This window comes from Salegentibacter sp. Hel_I_6 (genome assembly GCF_000745315.1).
GTDB lineage: Bacteria > Bacteroidota > Bacteroidia > Flavobacteriales > Flavobacteriaceae > Salegentibacter.
The window spans coordinates 357378-379715 of sequence record NZ_JQNQ01000001.1 but is presented as its reverse complement, the minus strand read 5'-3'; the positions used below and the strand labels follow the sequence as shown (position 1 = coordinate 379715).

The 22338-nt window shown below is 37.1% G+C and carries 21 protein-coding genes and 2 pseudogenes; 9 read left to right on the top strand and 14 right to left on the bottom strand.

Annotated features, from left to right (window positions below):
* The first annotated feature begins 4 nt into the window (after positions 1–4).
* Positions 5–1192: an acetate/propionate family kinase gene (locus FG27_RS01745; RefSeq protein ID WP_037321899.1), complete on the top strand. Its 1188-nt coding sequence runs from the start codon at positions 5–7 to the stop codon at positions 1190–1192.
* Positions 1193–1212: 20 nt separating this feature from the next.
* Here FG27_RS01745 and FG27_RS01740 read toward each other — a convergent pair.
* Positions 1213–2479 (bottom strand): annotated as a pseudogene (locus tag FG27_RS01740) (IS256 family transposase).
* A 1251-nt stretch (positions 2480–3730) separates the two neighbouring features.
* On the opposite strand from FG27_RS01740, the pseudogene ltrA reads away from it, so the two are divergent.
* Positions 3731–4993 (top strand): annotated as a pseudogene (gene ltrA / locus FG27_RS01735) (group II intron reverse transcriptase/maturase).
* A 108-nt stretch (positions 4994–5101) separates the two neighbouring features.
* On the opposite strand, the gene FG27_RS01730 reads toward ltrA, so the two are convergent.
* The 5 genes from FG27_RS01730 to FG27_RS01710 form a co-directional block, all read right to left on the bottom strand.
* The gene (locus FG27_RS01730) at positions 5102–5434 is read right to left on the bottom strand and encodes a hypothetical protein (protein ID WP_037314682.1); all 333 of its coding nucleotides are present in this window, start codon (positions 5432–5434) and stop codon (positions 5102–5104) included.
* Between the two features lie 20 nt (positions 5435–5454).
* Entirely contained in the window at positions 5455–5982 is a 528-nt protein-coding gene (locus tag FG27_RS01725; protein WP_037314679.1) for a hypothetical protein, read from the bottom strand.
* Between the two features lie 58 nt (positions 5983–6040).
* Positions 6041–7219 (bottom strand): site-specific tyrosine recombinase/integron integrase, encoded by a 1179-nt coding sequence (xerA, locus tag FG27_RS01720; protein ID WP_037314675.1) that lies wholly within the window; start codon positions 7217–7219, stop codon positions 6041–6043.
* A 66-nt stretch (positions 7220–7285) separates the two neighbouring features.
* Complete coding sequence (locus FG27_RS01715) at positions 7286–7711, bottom strand: DUF4268 domain-containing protein (RefSeq protein ID WP_037314672.1); 426 nt, start codon at positions 7709–7711, stop codon at positions 7286–7288.
* A 1-nt stretch (position 7712) separates the two neighbouring features.
* The gene (locus tag FG27_RS01710) at positions 7713–8381 is read right to left on the bottom strand and encodes a ZIP family metal transporter (protein ID WP_037314670.1); all 669 of its coding nucleotides are present in this window, start codon (positions 8379–8381) and stop codon (positions 7713–7715) included.
* Between the two features lie 218 nt (positions 8382–8599).
* On the opposite strand from FG27_RS01710, the gene FG27_RS01700 reads away from it, so the two are divergent.
* Positions 8600–9757, top strand: a complete 1158-nt coding sequence (locus tag FG27_RS01700; RefSeq protein WP_037314665.1) for a class I SAM-dependent RNA methyltransferase — start codon at positions 8600–8602, stop codon at positions 9755–9757.
* A 66-nt stretch (positions 9758–9823) separates the two neighbouring features.
* On the opposite strand, the gene FG27_RS01695 is transcribed toward FG27_RS01700, so the two are convergent.
* Genes FG27_RS01695 through rlmD form a run of 3 tightly spaced genes read right to left on the bottom strand, consistent with a single transcriptional unit; the run spans position 9824 to position 12478 of the window.
* A complete protein-coding gene (locus FG27_RS01695; protein WP_037314661.1) occupies positions 9824–10528 on the bottom strand; it encodes a DUF6048 family protein in 705 nt (234 codons plus the stop codon).
* Positions 10494–11015 carry a DUF6452 family protein gene (locus FG27_RS01690; RefSeq protein ID WP_037314660.1) on the bottom strand — a complete coding sequence of 174 codons (522 nt, stop codon included), beginning with the start codon at positions 11013–11015 and terminating at the stop codon, positions 10494–10496. The genes FG27_RS01695 and FG27_RS01690 overlap by 35 nt, the downstream gene beginning before the upstream one ends.
* A gap of 53 nt (positions 11016–11068) precedes the next feature.
* Entirely contained in the window at positions 11069–12478 is a 1410-nt protein-coding gene (rlmD, locus tag FG27_RS01685; protein ID WP_037321898.1) for a 23S rRNA (uracil(1939)-C(5))-methyltransferase RlmD, read from the bottom strand.
* Positions 12479–12661: 183 nt separating this feature from the next.
* Here rlmD and rocD point away from each other — a divergent pair, with 183 nt between their 5' ends.
* Entirely contained in the window at positions 12662–13942 is a 1281-nt protein-coding gene (gene rocD, locus FG27_RS01680; protein WP_037314657.1) for an ornithine--oxo-acid transaminase, read from the top strand.
* 191 nt (positions 13943–14133) lie between these two features.
* On the opposite strand, the gene FG27_RS01675 is transcribed toward rocD, so the two are convergent.
* From FG27_RS01675 to FG27_RS18585, 3 genes are read right to left on the bottom strand one after another with little or no spacing between them, the layout of a single operon-like run.
* Complete coding sequence (locus FG27_RS01675; protein WP_037314653.1) at positions 14134–14466, bottom strand: CCC motif membrane protein; 333 nt, start codon at positions 14464–14466, stop codon at positions 14134–14136.
* A 10-nt stretch (positions 14467–14476) separates the two neighbouring features.
* Positions 14477–14770 carry a DUF2752 domain-containing protein gene (locus FG27_RS01670; RefSeq protein ID WP_037314651.1) on the bottom strand — a complete coding sequence of 98 codons (294 nt, stop codon included), beginning with the start codon at positions 14768–14770 and terminating at the stop codon, positions 14477–14479.
* A 2-nt stretch (positions 14771–14772) separates the two neighbouring features.
* Positions 14773–16515, bottom strand: coding sequence for a T9SS type A sorting domain-containing protein (locus FG27_RS18585; protein WP_051935728.1), 1743 nt, complete (start codon positions 16513–16515; stop codon positions 14773–14775).
* Positions 16516–16591: 76 nt separating this feature from the next.
* Between FG27_RS18585 and FG27_RS01660 the strand changes: the two genes are divergently transcribed.
* Complete coding sequence (locus FG27_RS01660) at positions 16592–16789, top strand: hypothetical protein (protein WP_037314648.1); 198 nt, start codon at positions 16592–16594, stop codon at positions 16787–16789.
* Positions 16789–17334 (top strand): Smr/MutS family protein, encoded by a 546-nt coding sequence (locus FG27_RS01655; protein WP_037314646.1) that lies wholly within the window; start codon positions 16789–16791, stop codon positions 17332–17334. The genes FG27_RS01660 and FG27_RS01655 overlap by 1 nt, the downstream gene beginning before the upstream one ends.
* Here the strand turns inward: FG27_RS01655 and FG27_RS01650 are convergent.
* On the bottom strand, positions 17331–18377 hold the full coding sequence (locus FG27_RS01650; RefSeq protein ID WP_037314644.1) for a hypothetical protein: 1047 nt from the start codon (positions 18375–18377) through the stop codon (positions 17331–17333). The genes FG27_RS01655 and FG27_RS01650 overlap by 4 nt on opposite strands.
* 100 nt (positions 18378–18477) lie before the next feature.
* On the opposite strand from FG27_RS01650, the gene FG27_RS01645 reads away from it, so the two are divergent.
* From FG27_RS01645 to mtaB, 3 genes are all read left to right on the top strand, one after another.
* Positions 18478–19626: a cysteine desulfurase family protein gene (locus tag FG27_RS01645; RefSeq protein ID WP_037314641.1), complete on the top strand. Its 1149-nt coding sequence runs from the start codon at positions 18478–18480 to the stop codon at positions 19624–19626.
* 97 nt (positions 19627–19723) lie between these two features.
* Complete coding sequence (locus FG27_RS01640; protein ID WP_037314638.1) at positions 19724–20173, top strand: OsmC family protein; 450 nt, start codon at positions 19724–19726, stop codon at positions 20171–20173.
* Between the two features lie 510 nt (positions 20174–20683).
* Positions 20684–22015 carry a tRNA (N(6)-L-threonylcarbamoyladenosine(37)-C(2))-methylthiotransferase MtaB gene (mtaB, locus tag FG27_RS01635; protein ID WP_037314635.1) on the top strand — a complete coding sequence of 444 codons (1332 nt, stop codon included), beginning with the start codon at positions 20684–20686 and terminating at the stop codon, positions 22013–22015.
* Here mtaB and FG27_RS01630 read toward each other — a convergent pair.
* A complete protein-coding gene (locus FG27_RS01630; RefSeq protein WP_037314632.1) occupies positions 22012–22314 on the bottom strand; it encodes an N-acetyltransferase in 303 nt (100 codons plus the stop codon). The two genes, mtaB and FG27_RS01630, sit on opposite strands and share 4 nt — an antisense overlap.
* Between the last annotated feature and the right edge of the window lie 24 nt (positions 22315–22338).

The window sequence follows — 22338 nt, the reverse complement described above, 5'->3', positions numbered from 1 at the left end:
GGAAATGGAAAATATCTTAATTATAAATTCAGGAAGTTCATCTTTAAAATTTCAATTGATACAAATGCCTGCAGAAGTTGTATTAGCTTCAGGAATGGTAGAACGAATTGGACTTGAAGGAGCTAAACTTCATTTTAAAACAGAGAAAGATTCAATTTCTGAAGAACTTTCGGCGAAAGATCACGCTGTTGCGCTAAAAGCTATTACCGATCTTTTAATGAGCCCTGAAAAAGGTGTGATTAAAAATACTGAAGAAATAGCCGCTATAGGTCACAGAGTAGTTCATGGAGGTGATAATTTTTCTAAAACAATAAAAGTAAATCCCGATGTAAAAGCTGTGATAAAAGATTTTTTCTCCCTTGCGCCTTTGCATAATCCTGCTAATTTAGAGGGAATTGAGGTTGCTGAAGAACTTTTTCCGAAGGCAAAACAGGTTGCTGTTTTTGATACAGCTTTTCATAGAACTATTCCCAGAAAAGCTGCGCAATACGCTATTCCTAATGATTTTTTCGAAAAAGAACATATTCAGCTATATGGATTTCACGGTACCAGCCATAAATACGTATCCGAAAAGGCCATTGATTATTTAAAGAAAGAAAAATCTAAAATAATAAGTATTCATTTGGGAAATGGCTGTAGTATTACTGCTGTAAAAGATGGAAAAAGTGTAGATCATTCTTTAGGTTTTGCTCCGGTTAACGGACTTATTATGGGAACAAGGAGTGGTGACATAGACCAATCGGTTATTTTTTATCTTATAGATGAACTAGGTTATTCGTCCCAGGAAGTAAGTGATATTTTACATAAGAATAGTGGAATGTATGGACTTACCGGTTATAGTGATCTTCGAGATATTGAAGAGCAGGCAGCAAATGGGAACAAACAGTGCCAGTTAGCACTAGAAATGAATGCATACCGAATTAAAAAATATATTGGCGCTTATACGGCAGCTATGAATGGCGTAGATGCTATAGTTTTTACTGCGGGAATTGGGGAAAACAGTGATGTTATTCGAAGTTTGGTTTGTAAGGATATGGATTTCTTAGGTATTAAGCTGAATGAAGATAAAAACAAACAACGTTCAAAGGAATTGAGAACTATTCATAGTGAAGATTCTAAAGTAGGAATTTTAGTAATTCCCACGAATGAAGAATTAGAGATCGCCAAGCAAACTATGCAGTTGATTTCTTGACACTATCACGGGTCTGTAAATTAAACTCTGTCTGATATTTCAATTCCTCTGAGGCTAGCCTCAGAGGAATTGGCGTTTATGTCCAGTGGTATCCGGTATCCAAATTTAATATAAAATTGCTGGATCGTTAGGCTCCAATTATGCAAAGGAGCGGTCCATTTCTTCTCAATGTTTCTGGTAGCCAGGTAGACCAGTTTGAGTAGTGACATATCATTAGTGAAAGCACCCTTGGTCTTGGTAACTTTCCTGATTTGGCGATGTAAGCCCTCTACGGCATTGGTGGTATAAATAATCTTTCTAATGGGTTCTGTATATTCAAAATACTGGGAGAGCTGTTCCCAGTTACGCTGCCAGCTCTCAATGACTACAGGATATTTACTACCCCATTTCTCTTCCAGGTTCAATAGTTCATCTTCGGCTACATCTTTAGTGACGGCTCTATATACTTTCTTCAGATCTTTCATAAATTCCTTTTGATCCTTTGAAGCCACGTATTTAAGTGAGTTACGGATTTGATGTACAATACAAAGCTGCACCTGGGCCTTTGGATAAACGCTTAAGATGGCCTGGGTAAAGCCTTTGAGGTTATCCGTACAGGCAATCAGGATATCCTGTAATCCCCGGTTATGAAGATCGGTTAAAACCTGTAGCCAGAAATTAGCACCTTCACTCTCAGAAATGTACATCCCCAGGATTTCCTTTTTTCCTTCTTTTGTAATCCCCCAGGATATTATAGAGTGCTTTATGGGTGATCTTCCCATCTACTTTAACTTTATAATGCATGGCATCAAGCCAGACAATACAGTAGAGAGGCTCTAAAGGACGACTTTGCCAGGCTTTGATATCAGGAATGATCTGATCAGTGATCTGGCTTAAAACCGTATGGGAAATATCGGTATCGTACATTTCCTTGATATGCCCGGAGATGTCACGGTAACTCATCCCAAGTCCATAAAGACCGATGATTTTTTCTGAAAGATTATCGGCCAGGATCGTCTGTCTCTTTTTAACCAGTTCCGGCTGGAAGCTGCTTTGACGGTCTTCAGGGGTTTCAATATCAAAGGAGCCAAAGCCACTTTTGAGTTTTTTATTTCCCTTGCCATTACGCTTATTCCCTTTGGAGCGTTCATCGCTATTTAGATGGGAGTCCATCTCTGCCTCAAGGGCTTTTTCGATAACGTTCTTTAGCATCGGTGCAAAAGCACCATCTGCACCAAAAAGGCTCTTGCCAGACATAAACTGGTCAAGTACTTTCTTCTCGAATTCTTGATGTTCTTTTGTTGTCATAATTCTGTATGAATGAAATTAATAAATAATTCAATTCAGACAGAGTTTATTTTACACCCTCACTATCACTAAAAGTTTGTAAAGTTTAAATAACAGGGGTTGGACTTTTTATAGTCTGACCCTTTTTTCATAGTTCGTAAGGAACTAATTTAAAATAATGCCCCAATTCCTGATAGACATTGACCACTTCTTAGTGGCTTCTCTTGTAGCCCAATGTAAATGCTTTTTTATCCTTCCATACATACCTGTAGGCGTTTCTTATTTAATTTATTATGCATATTTGTGTTTGGGATTCGGAGAAGTTTACGGTCACATTTAAGGGAATTAGCGTGTAGGGAAGAGCTAGCTTGTCGGTTTCAACAGGTTTAATTTAGACTTTTAAAATATAGAATTTAAGCTAAACCTAAGCTATTTCCTTTAACCTATCTTCTTTCCGAAATTTCTCTTGTGGACTTTTTTTTGCGCAGCGATTTTAAGTCCGCGAAGTGATTTTTATTTCCTTGTTCACCTTTACTTTAAACTTCGGGATCTTTTATTTTTTCTTCTAAAGTTCAATTTTGGTTCTTTTAAATGCGCAAAGATTGGTTTTTGTTCTTAGTTCTGGCTGTTTTTTTGGCCTTGTTTACAACGGTTTGCGGTTATCGCAAGTTGCGGGAGTGGGGACGCGGACTTGTCGGATTAACCATTTTGTTTCTTGGTTTCTAAAATCACACTTTTTCGAACAGACCCGGAATTTGAGATGAACCGCTGTGTGTGCCCAGCATGGGCATCTTTTCTTTCACCGAAAGGTAAAAGATTAATCTAAAGGGTGCAAGTCCCTTATGGGCGGGGGTGACGCCTTGAACCATTAGTAAGCCGCAAGGTTGCCAACTGCGAAGTTGGGACTGAAGGAAGCGGGACTACAAACCCTGGTACTGACGAACAGGAACCGGATATGAGGCTACAAGGTTGGATGAGCAAGCACATCATTGTGATGTCCTAAACATTTCTTTCGAAATGAATACCGAAATAGTAGATCCGGCAGGAATCAGGGGAAAGAAGATGTTCTTACCTGGGGAGATCTCCATAGCCACGGAATGGCTTGATGGAGAAGTCAGCCGAAGTCATAGTAGCCGGCCACCTGATAAGCCGGTGAAGGACTGAACGATAATGGTCTTTAATGAACCTTGGAGTTATTTTATGTTACGGGATAGCCTTCCGGTAAAATAATAGCCTTCGATCAAGCGAGACAACAAATTTGTTTTAGTATTAATGATTAAAGAATTAACAAGTAAAAAGAACCTAAACCAAGCCTTCCGTCAGGTGTACCGAAACAAAGGGGCAGCAGGTATAGATAACGTTCAAATAACAGGACTCCAATCTATTCTAAAAGCTCACGGTAAACAATACGCCCGGCAGATAGAACGAGGGGAATATCAGGTGTCTTCAATACTGGGGGTTGAAATACCAAAAAGCAACGGGAAGAAACGTTTACTCGGTATTCCCACGGTTGTCGACAGGGTATTTCAGCAAGCATTACATCAGGTTTTGCAACCAGTATTTGAGCCAGACTTCCAAAAGTACAGTTATGGGTTCAGACCAAACCGCAATGCCCATCAGGCCGTTGCACAGAGCCTTGAAAATATCAATTCTGGCTACCAAAACATCGTCGATATTGATTTAAAGAGCTTCTTTGATGAAGTGGCCCACGATGTCCTGTTAGACTTGATATTCAAAAAGGTAAAATGCCGGGCTACTTTAAAGTTATTGCGGTCATTTTTGAGAGCTCCGATACAAATTAACGGCAAGTTGCATAAACGCAGGAAAGGAGTCCCACAAGGTTCTCCCTTAAGTCCTTTGCTCTCCAATATTCTGCTCAATGAGCTGGATAAAGAACTGGAAAGGCGTGGACATCGCTACGTGAGATATGCCGATGATTTTAGTATTTACGTTTGAAGTAAACCCGCTGCGAAACGCGTAGGTAATAGTATCTACAAATTTCTGCGGGATAAACTCCAGCTTCCAATCAATAGGAAGAAAAGCGGAATACGTAAGCCTTTAACCTTTCAGGTACTGGGATTTGGTTTTGTGCCAACCTACAAGAAAGGAGAAAAGGCAAAGTATCAACTTGTGGCAGAAGCGTCAAAATGGGATACATTTAAGGCTAAACTTAAATATATTACCAAAAAGACCACTCCTGCAAGCTTTGAAGAACGTATCCACAGAATCAATTTATTGCTAAGGGGCTGGATAAACTACTTCAAACCGGCATCCATTCTAGGAAAGCTTAAAAAGCTGGAAGAATGGTTAAGGAATCGTTTACGATATTGCATTTGGCATCACTGGAAAAAGCCCGAACGAAAACGGAAAAACCTTATTCGGTTGGGAATTAATCCAGACCAGGCTTATGCCTGGAGTCGTACCCGAATGGGCGGCTGGGCAGTGGCTCAAAGTCCCATTCTGCGTACCACCATCACCGTAAAACGCTTAAAAATGAAAGGTTATGTTAGTCTAATCGAATACTACAATAGATGAGTTTCATTGTTGAACCGCCGTATGCGAGACCCGCACGTACGGTGGTGTGAGGGGTGCACTCCGTCATTTGATGACGGAGCCATCCACTCGATTGTGTTGCGTTTTTTATTATCCTATTATGATTTGAATTTCTTCAATTGGTTTGAATTTTTGGAAACTACTTATTAGGAATAAATTCGATTTTTTGATTTTTAAATGATTAGCATTTTTAAATTGCACAGAATAACTTCCCCATTTAGGAATGTCAACAGAACCAATTTTTTTAGCCCTGCTTTTAAATGCGAAAGATTGAATTCTCCAGAATGTCTTTTTTAATTTGATTTTTAAATCCGAATCAATATGTCTAAGTTCTAATGAAAAGTCACCTGTTTTTACTTTCCATCCACCCAAAACTTTAACGCTATAAATACCTGGTTGTAATTCTATTATTTTCCCAGACATAAGGATATTAATTGGTGTTATCATTTAAATATGGCAATTAGAGCAATTAGGATTGAAGCAAGACTAATTACGATGGCTATATTAGAGTTCCTTCTGTTTATATAATCTACTTCAAATGATTTCCCATCTAAATAGTGCCTAATTCCTTTCTCCGTTAATTTGACTTTGGACTTAATTGGATTTCCTTCGGAAAAGTAACTTCTGGAAATTAAAAATTCTTGTGCTTGAACTACCTTCTTTTGAAGATTTTTACCTTTTGAAAATCCTGAATCTAAAAGCTTCTTTATTAAAGTGGAATGTAAGTAATCAGGTTTTGTAATTATTTCACAAAACTCTTTATTTCGAGTTGTATAATGCAACTTTAAATCTTTTGAATTGGAAATTGAATCTGCTAATGCTTTTGTAGCTGGATCTTTTAAATGAACCGGATCATCAAAAGTTAGTGAATTTCCACCTCCTTCCATTTTCTGCACCATCTCATTATTACAGAAGTCGTAAACGTGATCAATTAATATATCCTTGATTCTTTCTTTTTTCTTCTTAAACATCAAAGCTCTCGTTTAAAAAATGCAATACAACGTGTTATATCCGGCACAATATACTTTTTTAATCAGAAATATTTCGGGATAAACGCACGTTTTCAACCTTTTTATCAGAATTTGATAAGGCTTTTAAGCTAACATCTAACGGACTCTTAATCTTCATTAATTCTTTTTGAGTTACATGGGTATAGATCATGGTTGTTTCTGGTTTTGAATGCCCCAGCAAACTTTGTATATGCCTTAAATCTATTCCGTTTTCTAACATATGCGTAGCATAAGAATGTCGCAAGGTATGCGGTGTTACTTTCTTTTTGATATTTGCCAGCTTGCAGGCGTGACGTAAAGCGGCCCTAATGCTGGAAGAATTGTAAGGTCCGCCCTGTGGACTTTCTATAAAATAAGTTGTTGGCTGGTAGGTGCTTAGGTAATTTAGAAGTAGCGGTATAAAACTTTCTGCCATAATCACTACGCGGTCTTTTCGGCCTTTTCCTGCGCGTATGGTAATTTGTTTGCGATCTATATCCATATCTTTTTGGTTCAAACTAATGGCTTCTCCAACCCTAAGACCAGAGGAATACAACAAAGCAAAAATTGCCCGGTGTTTCAAATTTCTAGTAGCTCTTAGAAGATCTATCACTTCTTCTTTAGATAATACCACCGGTAAATATTTATATTTTTTGGGACTCGCAATTTTGTTAGCTTCTAATTCTGGAAAGCGATGCAAAGCAGCAAAATTCTTTAAAGCGCTTACACATTGGCGATGTGTGCTAATGGCGTAATTCTTTCCGGCGATTTCCTGTTCAATAAAAATCTCAATGCTGCGGTTGTTAATACTATCTAACCTGTCTTTTTGAAATTCAATAAATCGCTGAACAAAAGTTGTATAGGTTTTTAAGGTGCTTTTACTAAAGCGTTGCCCAATTAAATAATTCTGAAATTCTTTCAGGATTTCCAGCTGCTGCGTTTTTAATTTGGAATGCTCTTCCTTAGAAGTTTCTACATTCTCTGTTTTTAGATCTTTTAAAGCCGAATAATCTATAATACAGCCAATCTTTTTCAACACAGTATAAATGCGCTTTTTGTTGCTGACTGAATATGGCAAATAAAAACACGAATAGGTGCGTGACCAGCGCATCCCTTCCATACTTTTAATGAATTCATTTAGTTCAAAATCGAATTTATAAGTAATGCCAATTTGTAATTCGTCACGATGCTGAAACGGAAAAAGTCTAACAGTTCTCATAATCCTATTTTAAACAAATAAGATAAAAGACTGCTTAGGTGAAAACCCTAAAAAATACCGTAAAATTTATCTAAAAAGATCTTTATATTCTACAAAGAAAGCTTCCATTTTTTCCATAGCGTCATTGAGGAATTTCATTGCTTCTGGCCATTGGTTTCTATTATGAATGCTCACGTTATCCAGTTGAACATGGACGCGTGAAATTATTTTTTCTTCCGGAAGTTCATATTCTTCCTCAAAAATAGCTTCAGATAGATATTCTGAAATGAGGATATTTTTTAGGGAAAGTAGTTTTTCAAAATAATAGGCCCGAATCAGCGGGGCTTCATCTAAAACATCTATAGAAACCTGCGCAATCTTTTGGTTAAAAGTGAATTTTAGTTGAATTTCTTTTATTCCCGTATCGTAAAGCATCCATTTTCTGCGGAAAACAATACCAAAACTCGTCCAGAATTGCTGCCTTAATTTTTTGCTTTCAGCTTTGCTAAACATATTAAATAAAATAAGCCAGTAAAATTCCGCCTACAATTACTGCAAGTTTAGAAATGTTGAATTTATGGTTTTTAGAAGCTTCGAATAGAATAGTAGTAGAAACATGGAGAAAAATACCAATCACCAATGCATTAATATATATTGAAATCTCCTGAAGTAGATTAAATTGTGATTTAAAAAAACTTCCTAAGGGCGTCATTAAAGCGAAAATGGTGAGAAACACCCCAACCTTTAGTTTACTTAAATTAGAATGAAGCAGAAAAACTGAGAGAATAGTGGCTACCGGAATTTTATGAATTACAACTCCGTGTAGAATATGATCGCCTTCATCCATAGGGAAACCTTCCAGGAATGCGTGAATACTCAAACTAATTAGTAATAACATAGGAAACTTTTTCATTCCCTCCTGCTGGTGCAAGTGTCCATGCTCAACTCCTTTTGAAACAAATTCAAGCATAATTTGTAGCAATAATCCCAGCATAATAAAAATACCTACCTCGTTGGTGCCGTTTAGATAAACTTCAGGTAATAATTCAAATATTGTTACTGCCAGCAGGTAGGCGCCACTAAAACTTAATAATAATTTAAAACCGGTAGAGGAGGAGGGTTTTAAGAAAATAGCGATAAGATATCCGGCAAATACAGAAAGGAGGGGTAAAATATAGATCATTAATTAAGGTCGAATAATTAGTACTTCCCGGTTAAAACCTCAGGGCTTTTTCCGATGTATTTTGGTATTAAATTAAAAGTATTTTTTATAGAAATTTTAAATTCATTAGTTATAAAAAAACTAAGTCGTAAAAGCATCAGGATAATTTCAGCATCCACGGCCGGCAATATCGTTATTCAGCAAAATTACCCTATTTTTGTGGACTGTAAAAAACCGATATGGAAAATAATTTTAAAATGATTGCCAAGACCATGTATGGTTTTGAGCCAATTTTGGCTAAAGAATTAATGGCACTTGGCGCTATGGATGTAAAAGAAGGAACCAGAAATGTAAGTTTTGTGGGCGATACCGGTTTTATGTATAAAGCCAATCTTTGCTTGAGAACTGCCATTAAGATCCTGAAACCGTACCAAAGTTTTAAAATATTTTCTGAAGAAGATCTTTACAAACAAATCTACAATTTGCCCTGGGAGAATTTTATGAGTGTGGACGATACCCTGGCTATTGATGCCACGGTGCATTCTGAAACATTCACGCATTCCCAATATATTTCCCTTAAAACCAAGGACGCGATTGTGGACCGTTTTCGGGATAAATTTGATAAGAGACCGAACGTAGATCTCGATTTTCCTACATTGAGAATTAATATTCATATAGAAAAGAATTTCTGTAATGTATCTTTTGATTCTTCGGGACAGTCATTACATAAACGAGGCTACAAAAGCGCTACTAATATTGCGCCTATAAACGAAGTTTTGGCAGCGGGAATGTTATTGCTTTCCGGCTGGGACGGGCAGTGTGACTTTATGGATCCTATGTGCGGTAGTGGTACTATTTTAATTGAAGCCGCAATGATTGCCTGTAATATTCCGCCGAATTTAAATAGAAAGGAATTCGCATTTGAACGTTGGAAAGATTGGGATGAAGATTTATTTGAAAAGATAGAATCCTCTGTACTGAAAAAAATGCGGGAATTTCATTTTAAGATCAAAGGTTACGACACCTCACCATCTGCAGTGCATAAAGCCATAGATAATATTGAAAATGCTAATCTTTCTGAATTTATTAAAGTGGAAAGACAGGATTTCTTCGCTTCGGAAAAAGAAGAAGAACGTCATTTACATATGTTATTTAATCCGCCTTATGGCGAGCGATTAGAAATAGATATGCCGAAATTCTATAAAGAGATAGGAGATACACTGAAACAATCTTACCCGGGGACTGATGCCTGGTTTATAACTTCTAACCTTGAAGCAATAAAACACGTAGGCTTAAGACCTTCCCGAAAAATAAAACTTTACAACGGTGCCCTGGAATCTAAATTATTAAAATACCAGATCTACCAGGGATCTAAAAAGGCGAAGTTCCAGGATTAAAATTTTGATTTTTATTCCCGCAGTTTTAGATCCGAAAAAATTTCAAATTGCGGGAAAACTACTTTCCTATTTCTTATAAAAAGGGATTAGGTAACTAATGGTGTATCCATATCCCACACCAATAGCATTATCGTCGTAGGTACGGTTAAATCCGGGAGTGGCCAGGTTATCGAAATTATCGGGGGTAGTTTGGAATAATCTTCGTTTAAGTTGAATGTTGACCGATAGGTATAAATTATTTACTAATTCAACTTTTAATCCTGCAACCAATTCTAACCAATTTGCCGTTAGGCCTGAGTATTCTATTGTTTCAGTTGAAATATCGGGTTCAAAAAAAGGATTGGTGGTATAGATTTGATATTCTTCAAGATCCTGGGTAAACGTTGAAAAGCCATAACGCGCACCTACAAAAATGAGGTTTTGCATTCCAGACCAGTTTTCATAGGCATTATAATCCAGACCAATTTTCACATAGCTCCCGCGGGCGGTAATGCGAATATTATCTTCGGCATAGCCAATGCTTTCATTTCCTAATTCTGCAGCAGCGTAGTAATTTTTATAAACCCTATAGTCTCCCAAAACTTCAAAACCCGAATAATCATCCTGAAAAACTGTTCTTGCCAGTTTACTAAGATCTGTACCTACCCGAAGTCCAAATTTCTCGCGTTTTGCTAAACTATCCTGAACAGCAGATTCCTGGCCTAATGCAGTGCTGGTTAAAAATATGAAGAGCGTACTAAAAATATATGCTAATATGTGCTTGTCTTTCATCTTCAATATCGGGTTCTTCAATAATATACGAGTCTATCCATTCGCCGTCTTCCCCACCTTCTATGGTTAATTTTAGACTGTTGTAAATCACTTTATAGGCGCAGGCACGGTTAACGTAAATTTCTTCAGTTCCGTAGGTAAATGTTAAGGTATCTGTATCTGGTGTGAATTCCTGGTCTTCAGCATCACTTTGTGAATCAAAAATGGTAAAAGTATATGTTGTAGTATTTTGGTTGGTCCTTAAAGGAATGGCAATACTATCTAAATTTATTCTTTGGAATAATGTTTTAGTCGAACCAGCCACCGTAGATCTAATACTTAAATTGGTAGGTGTTCTGGGATTTTCACGCTCATCGGCATCAAAAAATCGCAAAACCAACATAGGAGTGGTTTGGGTTGATTCAGGGCAGATATCGTCACGTTGGCAACCTAAAATCAACATTAAGATCGCAAAAACCGGTACCAGTTTTCTAAAATTCCTCTTCATATCATTAAAAACCTGTTAGTTCCCATTTTGAGTTCAGCATAATTCTGGTTTACCTATCTTTTTTCTAAACAAACAACGTTTTCTACGTGATGCGTTTGCGGGAACATATCTACCGGTTGTACTTTGGTAACTTTGTAATGTTCATCCAGCAATGATAAATCGCGGGCTTGTGTGGCCGAGTTGCAACTCACGTAAACAATACGCTGCGGCAATATACCAATTATTTGAGCAATCACATCTTTGTGCATTCCGTCGCGGGGAGGATCGGTAATAATGATATCTGGAGTGCCGTGAGTAATTATGAAACTTTCAGAAAAAACTTTCTTCATATCACCCACAAAGAATTCAGCATTTTCAATCTGGTTGCGTTCAGCGTTCTCTTTGGCGTCTATAATGGCTTCAGGAACAACTTCAACTCCAATTACTTTTTTCGCTTTTTTAGCAACAAATTGAGCAATTGTTCCTGTTCCTGTATAAAGATCGTAAACAATCTCGTCACCTTTTAGATCTGCGAAATCACGGGTAATTTTATATAATTCGTAAGCCTGTGCAGAATTTGTTTGATAAAAAGACTTTGCATTTATTTTAAACTGAAGTCCTTCCATTTCTTCAAAGATATGGTCACGGCCTTTATAGCAAATTACATCCTGGTCATAAATAGTATCGTTTCCTTTCTCATTAATCACATACTGAAGTGAAGTGATCTCGGGAAACGTTTCTGCAACTGCGTCTAAGAGTAACTCCCGTTTTTCCTTGTTTTCGTGAAAAAACTGGATTAAAACCATGATCTCACCGGTAGAAGAGGTTCGAAGCATGAGTGTTCTTAATAAACCTTCCTGTTTACGGGCGTTGAAGAAGCTAAGGTCATTATCTGTAGCGTATTCTTTTACAAAATTTCTTATAGCGTTACTGGGATCTTCCTGCAGGTGACATTTTTTAATATCGAGGATTTTATCCCACATTCCGGGAATATGAAATCCAAGGGCATTTTTGTCGTCAAAATCTTTCCCGCTGTTTATTTCTTCAGGAGTAAGCCAGCGGCTATCGCTAAATGAAAATTCCATTTTATTGCGGTAGAAATATATTTCTTTACTACCTAAAATTGGAGTCACTTCTGGGAGCTCAACTTTTCCTACGCGAATAAGATTATTTAAAACCTCGTTTTGTTTGTATTCCAACTGATATTCGTAACCCATATTTTGCCATTTGCAACCGCCACAGGTTCCAAAATGCTGGCAAACAGGCTCTACACGTTTCTCTGAAAGTTGATGAAAATTTACCGCCGTTCCCTGGTAATAAGATTTTCTTTGTTTTGTGGTCTTAATATCGGCAATATCACCGGGCACTACATTGTCTATAAATATTACACGACCGTCTGGAGATTTACCAATACCTTTTCCTTTTCCGCCGGCATCAGTAACTTCTACGGCTTCGAATACCTTGTTTTTATTCCTTCTTCCCATAGCGCAAAAATAGGATAATTGTGAAGATTTATTCCCTGTGTTGCTTAAAATTTCGGCAAACATTTAGTAATTTGCGAAAACTAAAATATTGGATGATTTCTCTCCCTTGCGGCCAAGACTTTTCAATATAGAAAGGGCGTAAAAGAAGGAATTTTGAAAGTTAACAGTTAAAAAATTAAATCAATGCCATTAGCAGAAATTAAATCCTCAGAAGAAGCTATTAACCTGGAAGATAAGCATGGAGCTCATAATTACCATCCACTTCCCGCTGTATTAAGCAAAGGGGAAGGAGTTCATGTTTGGGACGTAGAAGGAAAGAAATATTACGACTTCCTTTCTGCTTATTCCGCGGTAAATCAGGGACATTGTCATCCTAAAATTGTAAATGCTATGTATGAGCAAGCCTCAAAACTAGCACTTACTTCCAGAGCCTTCCATAATGATGTACTTGGTGCTTATGAAAAATATGCCACCGATTATTTTAAATTCGATAAACTTCTCCCAATGAATACCGGGGCAGAAGCTGTGGAAACTGCCATAAAGATCGCTAGAAAATGGGCTTACGAAAAAAAGGGAGTTAGAGAAACCGATGCACAAATTATCGTATGTGAAAATAATTTCCACGGAAGAACTACCACAATAATCTCCTTCTCTAATGATGAAGGAGCTCGCAAAAATTTTGGTCCTTATACGCCAGGATTTATAAAAGTGGCTTATGACGATCCTGATGCTTTAGAAAAAGCAATTACAGATAACGATAATATAGCTGGATTTTTAGTTGAGCCTATCCAGGGTGAAGCAGGAGTTTACACTCCCGCTAACGATTATATGAAGAAAGCTAAAGAGATTTGCAATAAGCATAACGTACTTTTTATGGCTGACGAGATCCAGACAGGTATCGCCAGAACCGGAGCTTTATTAGCCGTTTGTGGAAATTGTACTTGCGAAGGTCACTGTGAGCGCCAGGAAACTTATACAAGACCAGATATTTTAATCTTAGGAAAAGCGCTTTCAGGAGGAAATTATCCTGTATCTGCTGTGCTTGCTGATGATGAAGTAATGAATGTAATTCAGCCTGGACAACACGGTTCAACTTTTGGAGGAAATCCCGTAGCAGCCGCAACTGCGGTAGCTGCATTAGATGTGGTAAAAGATGAGAATCTTGCCCAGAATGCAAGAAAGATGGGGAATTTGTTTAGAAGGCTTATGAACGATTATATCAAGGATTCTAATATTGTAGAGTTGGTAAGAGGTCGCGGATTATTAAATGCGATTGTGATTAACGATTCAGAAGAAAGCTCTACTGCCTGGGATATTTGCATGGCATTAAAAGAAAACGGACTTTTAGCAAAACCAACCCACGGTAATATTATTCGTTTTGCTCCACCTTTGGTAATTAATGAAGAGCAACTTAGAGACTGTGTAGATATTATTACTTCTACTCTTAAGGAATTTGAGAAGTAATTTTTCTTCAAAATTTTAAAGAAAAAGCCAGCTATTTCTAGCTGGCTTTTTTGTTGTGAAAAAACAGGCTACTTGAAACTTCTAATTTCGTCAAGCTGAACTTATTTCAGACTTTATCCCGAGCTTCGAGACAGGATGATGTTTGAAAGAACTTTTCGCATAGCCTTTTTCTATTTTTTCAAAATCAACATTTATTGATTTTGTTCAATTTCCCTTAAAATTTCTTCCTGCATCTCGTAGATTCCTTCTACGCCTCCATATACAATAAACATTACAATGGAGCTTATTAAACTAATAGCGCTTAATACCAGACCAATAATAGCAAGGATTTTTCCGGTTTTTACATTTTGATATCCGGTGTATAATTCAGGTTCGGTATTATAGATTTCTGTAGCGCGTTTGGCCATAACTAATGCTATAATTCCGAAGATGATTCCGAGGACTCCATAGCAGCAGCATCCTATAATAGATAGAATTCCGAAAACTAAAATTAAGGTTGAATTGGGTAGTTGTTGTCTTTCCATAAAGATTGGTTTATTGGGTTAGTTGTATAAAATGATTCATTTTTATTAAATAGCTAATAAGCATTACTGCACCACTAAAGATTATGAGTGCAATTTTAATTTGAAAATCATATCGAAATTTGATAAAAAGATTCAAAATAAGAAATACCAGAAGGAATAAAATTGGATAAATAGCAGGAAACATAAAAAATGCCTGGGTAAATTCGGCTTTCAAAACCAGTAATAGTGCTCGTTGCCCACCACAGCCAAAACAGTCTACCCCAAAAAGGCTTTTGTTAAGACAGGGCAACATAAATTCTTCCATAACTAATTTTTAATGCTAATCTTCCTGGTGAATTCCAGGTTTTCAGAAGAAAGTAATTTCACGATATAGATTGCATCTCGTAAACCGGAGGTAGGTAGGCTATGAGTTTTACTCCCTATTGGCATTGTTTTATTATAAATCATTTGTCCCTTGAGATCATATAATAAAATTTGTTTAATATCGTTTTTCAACATTTGTATTTCCAATTGAGATTTTGAATTGTTTTGAACAATTAGCGCATCATCAAGTAAAGGTTCCTCTTCTTCGGGTAACTCCGAATCAAGATTGTCTTCTTTTTCCTGCATAAAACTAATAAAAAATCGATTACTATAAATTCCTTTTTCTAAGTCCATAGAAAAATCATTTAGTTTTAATGTATTGTAGGTTTCTAATTCGGCATCAAAAAGAAAAACGTTCTCTATTTCAAAATCTCTGATATCCTCTAATTTGAAATTTAATTTTGAAGTTTCGGTAACTTCAATAAGTAGCGGGATTTTATCATTTTTTCTAAAAGGCCTAACCTGAATATTGTAAAAAGCTTCTTCAATATTCCAGCCTGCATCATTTTCAAGCAATCCGTATATTTTTGCGTCCATTGCCCAATCAACATCTTTAGACGAATCTTCTCTAAACGCTAATAACAGCGGGCGGGTATAAAGCTCGTTGAAAGCCACGTTGAGTTTTAGTAATGGAATTTCACTCTTTTGCTGATTTTTAAATTCTGAAGTTAGGGAATTCTCTTTTTGAAACCTGCGTTGTGAATTTTTAAAATGAATATAGCCATCACTGCTTCCCGTTACCATAAAAGCCTGTGCTATGGGACTGTATTCCCGGGCTATTTCCTTTCCATTCTCCCCTGAATTTCCGGTTTCTTCGCCCGCGCCATTATAGGTTTTAAAAACAGCTGGAGCATAAGCATTGGCACCCGGGGAATATGAACCATAACCGCCTTCGTAATCTTTTAGATAGTGGGAATTTCCATTATCGCTAGAATCCCAGAAATAGGCTATTCCTGTGCCAGTCGTATTTTCTAGTAGAAAACTTCTTAAATGTAGTGCAGAAGGGTAAGGATTGCCAACCAAAACACTTTTTTCTTTTTTAATAAGTACTTTTATCTCTCCGTCATTTGGCAAACCTCTAAAATCGTAACGCTGGTTGCTTCCGGGATTATTTGCAACTCCGTTTATAAGCGTGTTATTGGTACCATTAACACCTTTCATGGAAAAACCTTCTCCTGGCTTTACATCAAAATTTTCACCTACAAAATGCCAGTCATTATATTCGTTTCCCGAATATTTATAGATCCAGCGTTTTGAAATTTCCAGAGGATTAGCACTTCCTTCTAAACTTGCAGTGATTTGTGCAGGTTGACTTTTGGTCTTGTTTTGAGGTTCGAATATAACCGCTCCAAACTTATTTTGACTAATATTATCCTTAATGGGAAGGGCCCAGTAATTATAATCGAAAGCATTGGAAGTACCTTCCTGGAAAACCGAGATCCAACCATTTCCAGAATTTCTATTGGTATTTTTATCGCCCTGTATTAATTGCGATTCTTTACGTAAGTAAATGCTTGCTTCAGTTTCAGGAAAATTATTCTTTTTTAGATTGATGTCATCTTCAACATATAAAAAACGATCACTAAGATAAATATAGGAATCTGCGTTTAAAGAAGGTGAAATATGCAATTGGGCATTTCCGTAGTAAAAAGAGAAAATAAAAGCTAAGAAGTAAATTTGCCTCATAATTCCTGTAACTTTGCTGAAAATACAAGAACCGCTATTTTTAAAACATTCCAAATAAGGGATAACAGGTAATAAAATGAATAATTCTCAGATAATAAATACGATTTTAATTGTTGTTGGCGGCGGGCTTTTAATTTATGCGATTGCCGCTGAAAATGCTCATGCTTATTTCAAAATAATTGGCTTAATAACCATAATGCTTGGCCTTTACCGCGCTACCAATTTTTGGGTGGCTACTAAAGATGATCACAAGGATGACGAAAATATAGAATAATGGAGCTGAAAAAAGGAGATAAAGTTGCTGTCCTGGATGATGTACTGGAGGGTACGGTAACAAAAGCTGAAGGCGGTATTGTATATATTGAAACTACCGATGGTTTTGAAATGCAGTTTACCGAAGATGAGCTGGTTAAAATTGAAACTCCTATTGATGTTTTACCGGAAGATTTTGATTTTGATGAGGTTTTAAAAGAAAAGAAGTTACCTCCAAAACCAAAATCGCAGCGAATAAAACCGAAAGAAAGAAATCTTCCTCCCATGGAAGTAGATCTTCATATAGAAAAATTAACGAGATCTTCCCGCGGATTAAGCAATTATGATATGCTTAATTTACAAATGGAGACCGCAAAAAGGCAACTGGAATTTGCAATGAGCAAACGTATTCAAAAAGTTGTTTTTATTCACGGAGTAGGCGAAGGTGTACTTAAAGCTGAACTCGACTTTTTCCTGGGCCGCTATGACAATCTAAAATTTTATGACGCCGATTACCAAAAATATGGTCTTGGTGCTACTGAAGTCTATATCTTTCAGAGTACCTAATCTTCTGTATTAGTTTCATCCTCATCTTCTTCATTTTCGTTTTCTTCATCCTCAATTTCTTGTTGTTGGTTGGTTAACTGGGGGAATGGAACCGGGTCAGACACATATCTTCCCCAATTATAGGAATCATAGCGAATGTTTAATTCCCTCCCGTCACTAGGCGCTAAATCTAAATCCCGGAATTGAATAGAAGAACGGTATGCTCTATTAATACCGTGATCTAATTGAAGGTTGTGTTCAAAGGAAGGGGTTTGAAGTTCTTCTACTAAATAATTTGGTGTTCCATCTTCAGAAGTGGACAATGAATTTGGATCAATATTTCCTTCTTCTACATCAGACTGTCTTACCTCATGCCGGGTTAAAACACCATCACCATCATCATCTGGATCTAAATAATCAGGGATTCCATCTTCATCTGTATCAAGAAAACCTTCTTCTGTTGTAGGTTCGCCAGGATTGGCACCTGTTTCAGCTCTTGTAGGTATATTATCATTATCATCATCCTTATCTAAATAATCAGGAATTCCATCGCCATCAGTGTCTAAATGATTACCACCGTTGGGATCAAAACCTTCTTCACCATTTTCTAAACCATCACCATCGGCGTCATTTTCAAAAGCAAGGTCATTATAGGTCGTGCTTATTATTACAATGCCTCCTTGAGATACATATTCTTCTAAAACCCTGGGGGAACCCGGTGGCACACCCTGGCAAAAATATTCCCTTCCGGTTATTTCATCATCATAGATTCTATAAATCAATTTATTTCCTGTTTCTGAAAGCTCAATCTCTAGATCTTCATCTGTAATGCCACGGGTTAAAATTCTTTGAGTTAATGTGTCATTTAATCTACTATCCTCTAATTCTAAAGACATAGATTCAAAAACATCACCATTATTTACAGCCCACAGCACTTTTCTGTTGCCAATTTCGCAAAGCTGAAGGGTGCTATCTTCAAAATCAAAACTGGTCACAGTAATATCGCCATCGTCACAGGAATAAAGGCCAAAAGAAATTAATAGTGCAGCAAGGATCTTTTTCATAGGTGTGAGAATATATTCAAAACTGAAACAAAAATAGCGGAATTCAGGATTTTTAGGGTAGGTTCTTTTAAATAATTTTATTTCGTTTAATTTTGCAGCGATGAAAAATGTATACCTCGATTCTGCCGCAACCACGCAAATGCGTGACGAAGTTATAACCCGAATGACCTCTGTAATGAAGGAGGTTTATGGAAATCCTTCTTCAACCCATTCTTTTGGGAGATCTGCTAAGTCTTTAATAGAGCAGGCACGTAAGACTGTTGCCGGTTATTTAAATGTAAAAGCTTCAGAAATTGTTTTCACCTCTGGTGGAACCGAAGCCGATAATCTAGCTTTAAATTCTGCCGTTCGTGATCTTGGTGTAAAAAGAATTATTACTTCCAAAATAGAGCACCACGCGGTTTTATATACCGTAGAGCAGCTTGAGGATTGTTTTGATGTTGAGGTGGTATATGTTGATCTTGATTCCTGCGGAAATGTAAAAGAGGATCATTTAGAAGAATTACTGAAAACTTCTGCTAAAAAAACACTCGTTAGCCTGATGCACGTGAATAACGAAATTGGGAATAAACTGGATATTAAAAAGGTAGGGAAACTTTGTAAAGAATATAATGCTCTTTTTCATTCAGACTGTGTGCAATCGGTGGGACATTATGATCTTGATTTTAGTGAAATTCCGGTAGATTTTACTGCAGTTAGCGCACATAAATTCCACGGCCCAAAAGGAGTAGGATTTGCGTTTATTAGAAAAAATAGCGGATTAAAGCCACTTATTTTTGGAGGAGAGCAGGAGCGTGGCCATCGTGCCGGTACCGAAGGAGTTCATAATATTGTAGGATTGGAAGAGGCTTTAAAACTATCTTTAGATAATTTAGCCGAAGAAAAAGCGTATATCGCCGATTTGAAGGCGCATTTTATTTCAAAATTAAAAGCTGAAATTCCCGGAGTGAAATTTAACGGAGATTGTTCCGATTTGGAAAAAAGCACCTACACCCTCGTAAATGTATGTTTGCCGGTGCCTGCAGATAAAGCTTTAATGCTTTTATTTCAGTTAGATTTAAAAGGAATTGCCTGTTCTAAAGGTAGCGCCTGCCAAAGCGGTAGTGATAAAGCTTCTCACGTTTTAAATGCATTTTTAGAAGAGGAAGATCTTAAAAAACCATCGGTGCGTTTCTCATTTTCCCGATTTAATACGAAGGAAGAGCTGGATTACGTGGTGAATACACTTAAGGAATTTATTGAATCCTGAAGTTTTTCCCGAAGCTGACCTGAGTCATATTTTTTAGTTCTAAATGGCTGTTTCTTTGTAAATAAAAATCCCCAATTGGGCTTAAAAATACAGAGTTATGGCAGATAAACACGAATACCAGGTAGACCTAACCTGGAAAGAAGACCGAAAAGGAGTAGTAAGTTCTCCAGAATTAACCGATACTATTGAAACAGCAACTCCGCCGGATTTTCCAAAAGGAATACCCAACATTTGGTCTCCTGAACATTTTCTGGTTGCCGCGGTAGAAAGCTGTTTAATGACGACTTTTCTGGCTATTGCTGAAAATTCTAAACTGGACTTTATCAGTTTTAAATCCAAAGCAATTGGAAAACTGAATAAAGTTGAAGGCAAATTGCAAATGACGGAAATTATACTGAAACCAGTTTTGGAAATTTCCGACGAAAATAATATTGATAGAGCAAAACGCATCATAGAAAAGAGCGAAAAAGCCTGTTTGATTTCCAACTCTATAAAAAGTAAAATTATACTGGAAGCTGAGGTTGTAATTACTTCGGTAGAAGTTTAGTGTTTTTACCTTCGTTGCGAGCGAGGCACGAGCGCGGCAATCTTTAGTTTAATGTTATTGTTCTAAACGTCATTCTGAACTGGTTTCAGAGCTTGCCGCGATTTTTCATCGGGGATCTAGCCTGTTTGAACCTGAACTTGAGCTGAAAATTCAAGCACAGCTTGCCACGTCGGCTATCGCCTCCTCGCAATGACGTGGTGTTTTTTTCGTTATTGCGATCCCATGATAATCTGAAGAAGCAATCTTTTGTTTTGAAGCGATTCTATCAAAAAAACAGAATTATTCAAGTACAGAATGCAACGTCGGCTATCGCCTCCTCGCAATAACGACTTAACCAAAAACCGATAACCGATAACTGACAACTGACAACTGACAACTGAGAACTGAGAACTGAGAACTGAGAACCGAGAACCGAGAACCGAAATCAAAACAATGTTTTCCTAAAACAATAATTGTTGGTATCTTTGCAGCCCTAAAAATCGTTTAACTTCTACAGAAACAGGCAGGTGTATGAATACTAAGAAGGTCGCATTTTATACCTTGGGTTGTAAACTCAATTTTTCAGAAACTTCTACCATTGCAAGATCTTTTAAAGATGAAGGTTTTAAACGTGTGGAATTCTCTGAAGAAGCTGATATCTATGTGATAAACACCTGTTCGGTTACTGAAAATGCAGACAAACGCTTTAAAACCATTGTAAAACAAGCGCAAAAAGTGAACGAAGATGCATTTGTGATTGCGGTAGGCTGTTATGCTCAACTAAAACCAGAAGAACTTGCCGATGTAGATGGTGTGGATTTAGTTTTAGGTGCCACTGAGAAATTTAAGATCACCGATTACCTTAACGACCTATCTAAAAACGAAATGGGCGAAGTTCACTCCTGCGAAATCAACGAAGCCGACTTTTATGTAGGTGCTTATTCGATTGGAGACAGGACTCGTGCATTTTTAAAAGTCCAGGATGGCTGTGATTATAAATGTACTTATTGTACTATTCCGTTAGCGCGTGGAATTTCCCGAAGCGATAAATTGGATAATGTGTTGAATAATGCCGCTGAAATTTCAGAAAAAGGGATTAAGGAAATCGTGCTTACCGGAGTAAACATTGGCGATTATGGAAAAGGAGAATTCGGGAATAAAAAACACGAACATACTTTTCTTGATTTAGTGAAAGCATTAGATGAGGTAGACGGAATTGAACGTTTAAGGATTTCTTCTATTGAACCAAATTTGCTAAAAAACGAAACCATAGATTTTGTTGCTCAAAGTAGTACGTTTGTACCTCATTTTCATATCCCATTGCAAAGTGGAAGTGACGACTTACTTAAATTGATGAAGCGTCGCTATATGACTTCACTTTATACCAATAGGGTAGAGCAAATTAAACAGGTAATGCCAAATGCCTGTATTGGGGTTGATGTAATTGTTGGTTTTCCCGGTGAAACCGAAGAGCATTTTCTGCAAACCTATAATTACCTGAACGAGCTTGATATTTCTTACCTGCACGTTTTCACCTATTCTGAACGGGATAATACACCTGCTGCAGAGATGGACGGTGTGGTACCTACTAAAGTAAGAAAGAAACGAAGCAAAATGCTACGTGGTCTTTCAGCTAAAAAGAGAAGGGCGTTTTACGAAAGTCAGTTAGGCAATACCTGTACCGTGCTTTTTGAAGGTGAAAATAAAGAAGGTTATATCCACGGGTTTACGGAAAACTATGTAAAAGTAAAAGCACCCTGGGATCCGGGACTGGTAAACACCCTTCATCAAATAGAATTAACTTCCATAGATGAAGACGGTATGCTTAGGTTTGAATTTGCTTCAGAAAAAATAGCGGTTTAAATATTGATTCCTACTGGTAAGAGATCTTTATATTTCCTCCTATTTTTCCGCATGAATTTCACGACGTCAGGACTGGTGGGCATTACCCGGGTATTTCGCTCTTTTATTTCTTCTAAAACAGCTTCAATAAAAATATCCATATAGCCTTCTTCTTTTAAGGCTTCAGGCATAAAAACTTTTGTTAGAAAAATTTTTCGTTCCTGTTGTGCATATTCTATTGTGGCCAGTTGCTCGTTAATCGTAGTTTCAAATTGTCTTAAGAACTCGTTATCGGTAATTAAAATTTCTTCGGCATTCATCATTTCTCTTTTTCAGTTAAAAGC

Coding starts and splice junctions, on each gene's coding strand:
- FG27_RS01745 (WP_037321899.1), top strand. CDS start 5: ATGGAAAATATCTTAATTATAAATTCAGGAAGTTCATCTTTAAAATTT.
- FG27_RS01730 (WP_037314682.1), bottom strand. CDS start 5,434: ATGTCTGGGAAAATAATAGAATTACAACCAGGTATTTATAGCGTTAAA.
- FG27_RS01725 (WP_037314679.1), bottom strand. CDS start 5,982: ATGTTTAAGAAGAAAAAAGAAAGAATCAAGGATATATTAATTGATCAC.
- xerA (WP_037314675.1), bottom strand. CDS start 7,219: ATGAGAACTGTTAGACTTTTTCCGTTTCAGCATCGTGACGAATTACAA.
- FG27_RS01715 (WP_037314672.1), bottom strand. CDS start 7,711: ATGTTTAGCAAAGCTGAAAGCAAAAAATTAAGGCAGCAATTCTGGACG.
- FG27_RS01710 (WP_037314670.1), bottom strand. CDS start 8,381: ATGATCTATATTTTACCCCTCCTTTCTGTATTTGCCGGATATCTTATC.
- FG27_RS01700 (WP_037314665.1), top strand. CDS start 8,600: ATGGAAAATAATTTTAAAATGATTGCCAAGACCATGTATGGTTTTGAG.
- FG27_RS01695 (WP_037314661.1), bottom strand. CDS start 10,528: ATGAAAGACAAGCACATATTAGCATATATTTTTAGTACGCTCTTCATA.
- FG27_RS01690 (WP_037314660.1), bottom strand. CDS start 11,015: ATGAAGAGGAATTTTAGAAAACTGGTACCGGTTTTTGCGATCTTAATG.
- rlmD (WP_037321898.1), bottom strand. CDS start 12,478: ATGGGAAGAAGGAATAAAAACAAGGTATTCGAAGCCGTAGAAGTTACT.
- rocD (WP_037314657.1), top strand. CDS start 12,662: ATGCCATTAGCAGAAATTAAATCCTCAGAAGAAGCTATTAACCTGGAA.
- FG27_RS01675 (WP_037314653.1), bottom strand. CDS start 14,466: ATGGAAAGACAACAACTACCCAATTCAACCTTAATTTTAGTTTTCGGA.
- FG27_RS01670 (WP_037314651.1), bottom strand. CDS start 14,770: ATGGAAGAATTTATGTTGCCCTGTCTTAACAAAAGCCTTTTTGGGGTA.
- FG27_RS18585 (WP_051935728.1), bottom strand. CDS start 16,515: ATGAGGCAAATTTACTTCTTAGCTTTTATTTTCTCTTTTTACTACGGA.
- FG27_RS01660 (WP_037314648.1), top strand. CDS start 16,592: ATGAATAATTCTCAGATAATAAATACGATTTTAATTGTTGTTGGCGGC.
- FG27_RS01655 (WP_037314646.1), top strand. CDS start 16,789: ATGGAGCTGAAAAAAGGAGATAAAGTTGCTGTCCTGGATGATGTACTG.
- FG27_RS01650 (WP_037314644.1), bottom strand. CDS start 18,377: ATGAAAAAGATCCTTGCTGCACTATTAATTTCTTTTGGCCTTTATTCC.
- FG27_RS01645 (WP_037314641.1), top strand. CDS start 18,478: ATGAAAAATGTATACCTCGATTCTGCCGCAACCACGCAAATGCGTGAC.
- FG27_RS01640 (WP_037314638.1), top strand. CDS start 19,724: ATGGCAGATAAACACGAATACCAGGTAGACCTAACCTGGAAAGAAGAC.
- mtaB (WP_037314635.1), top strand. CDS start 20,684: ATGAATACTAAGAAGGTCGCATTTTATACCTTGGGTTGTAAACTCAAT.
- FG27_RS01630 (WP_037314632.1), bottom strand. CDS start 22,314: ATGAATGCCGAAGAAATTTTAATTACCGATAACGAGTTCTTAAGACAA.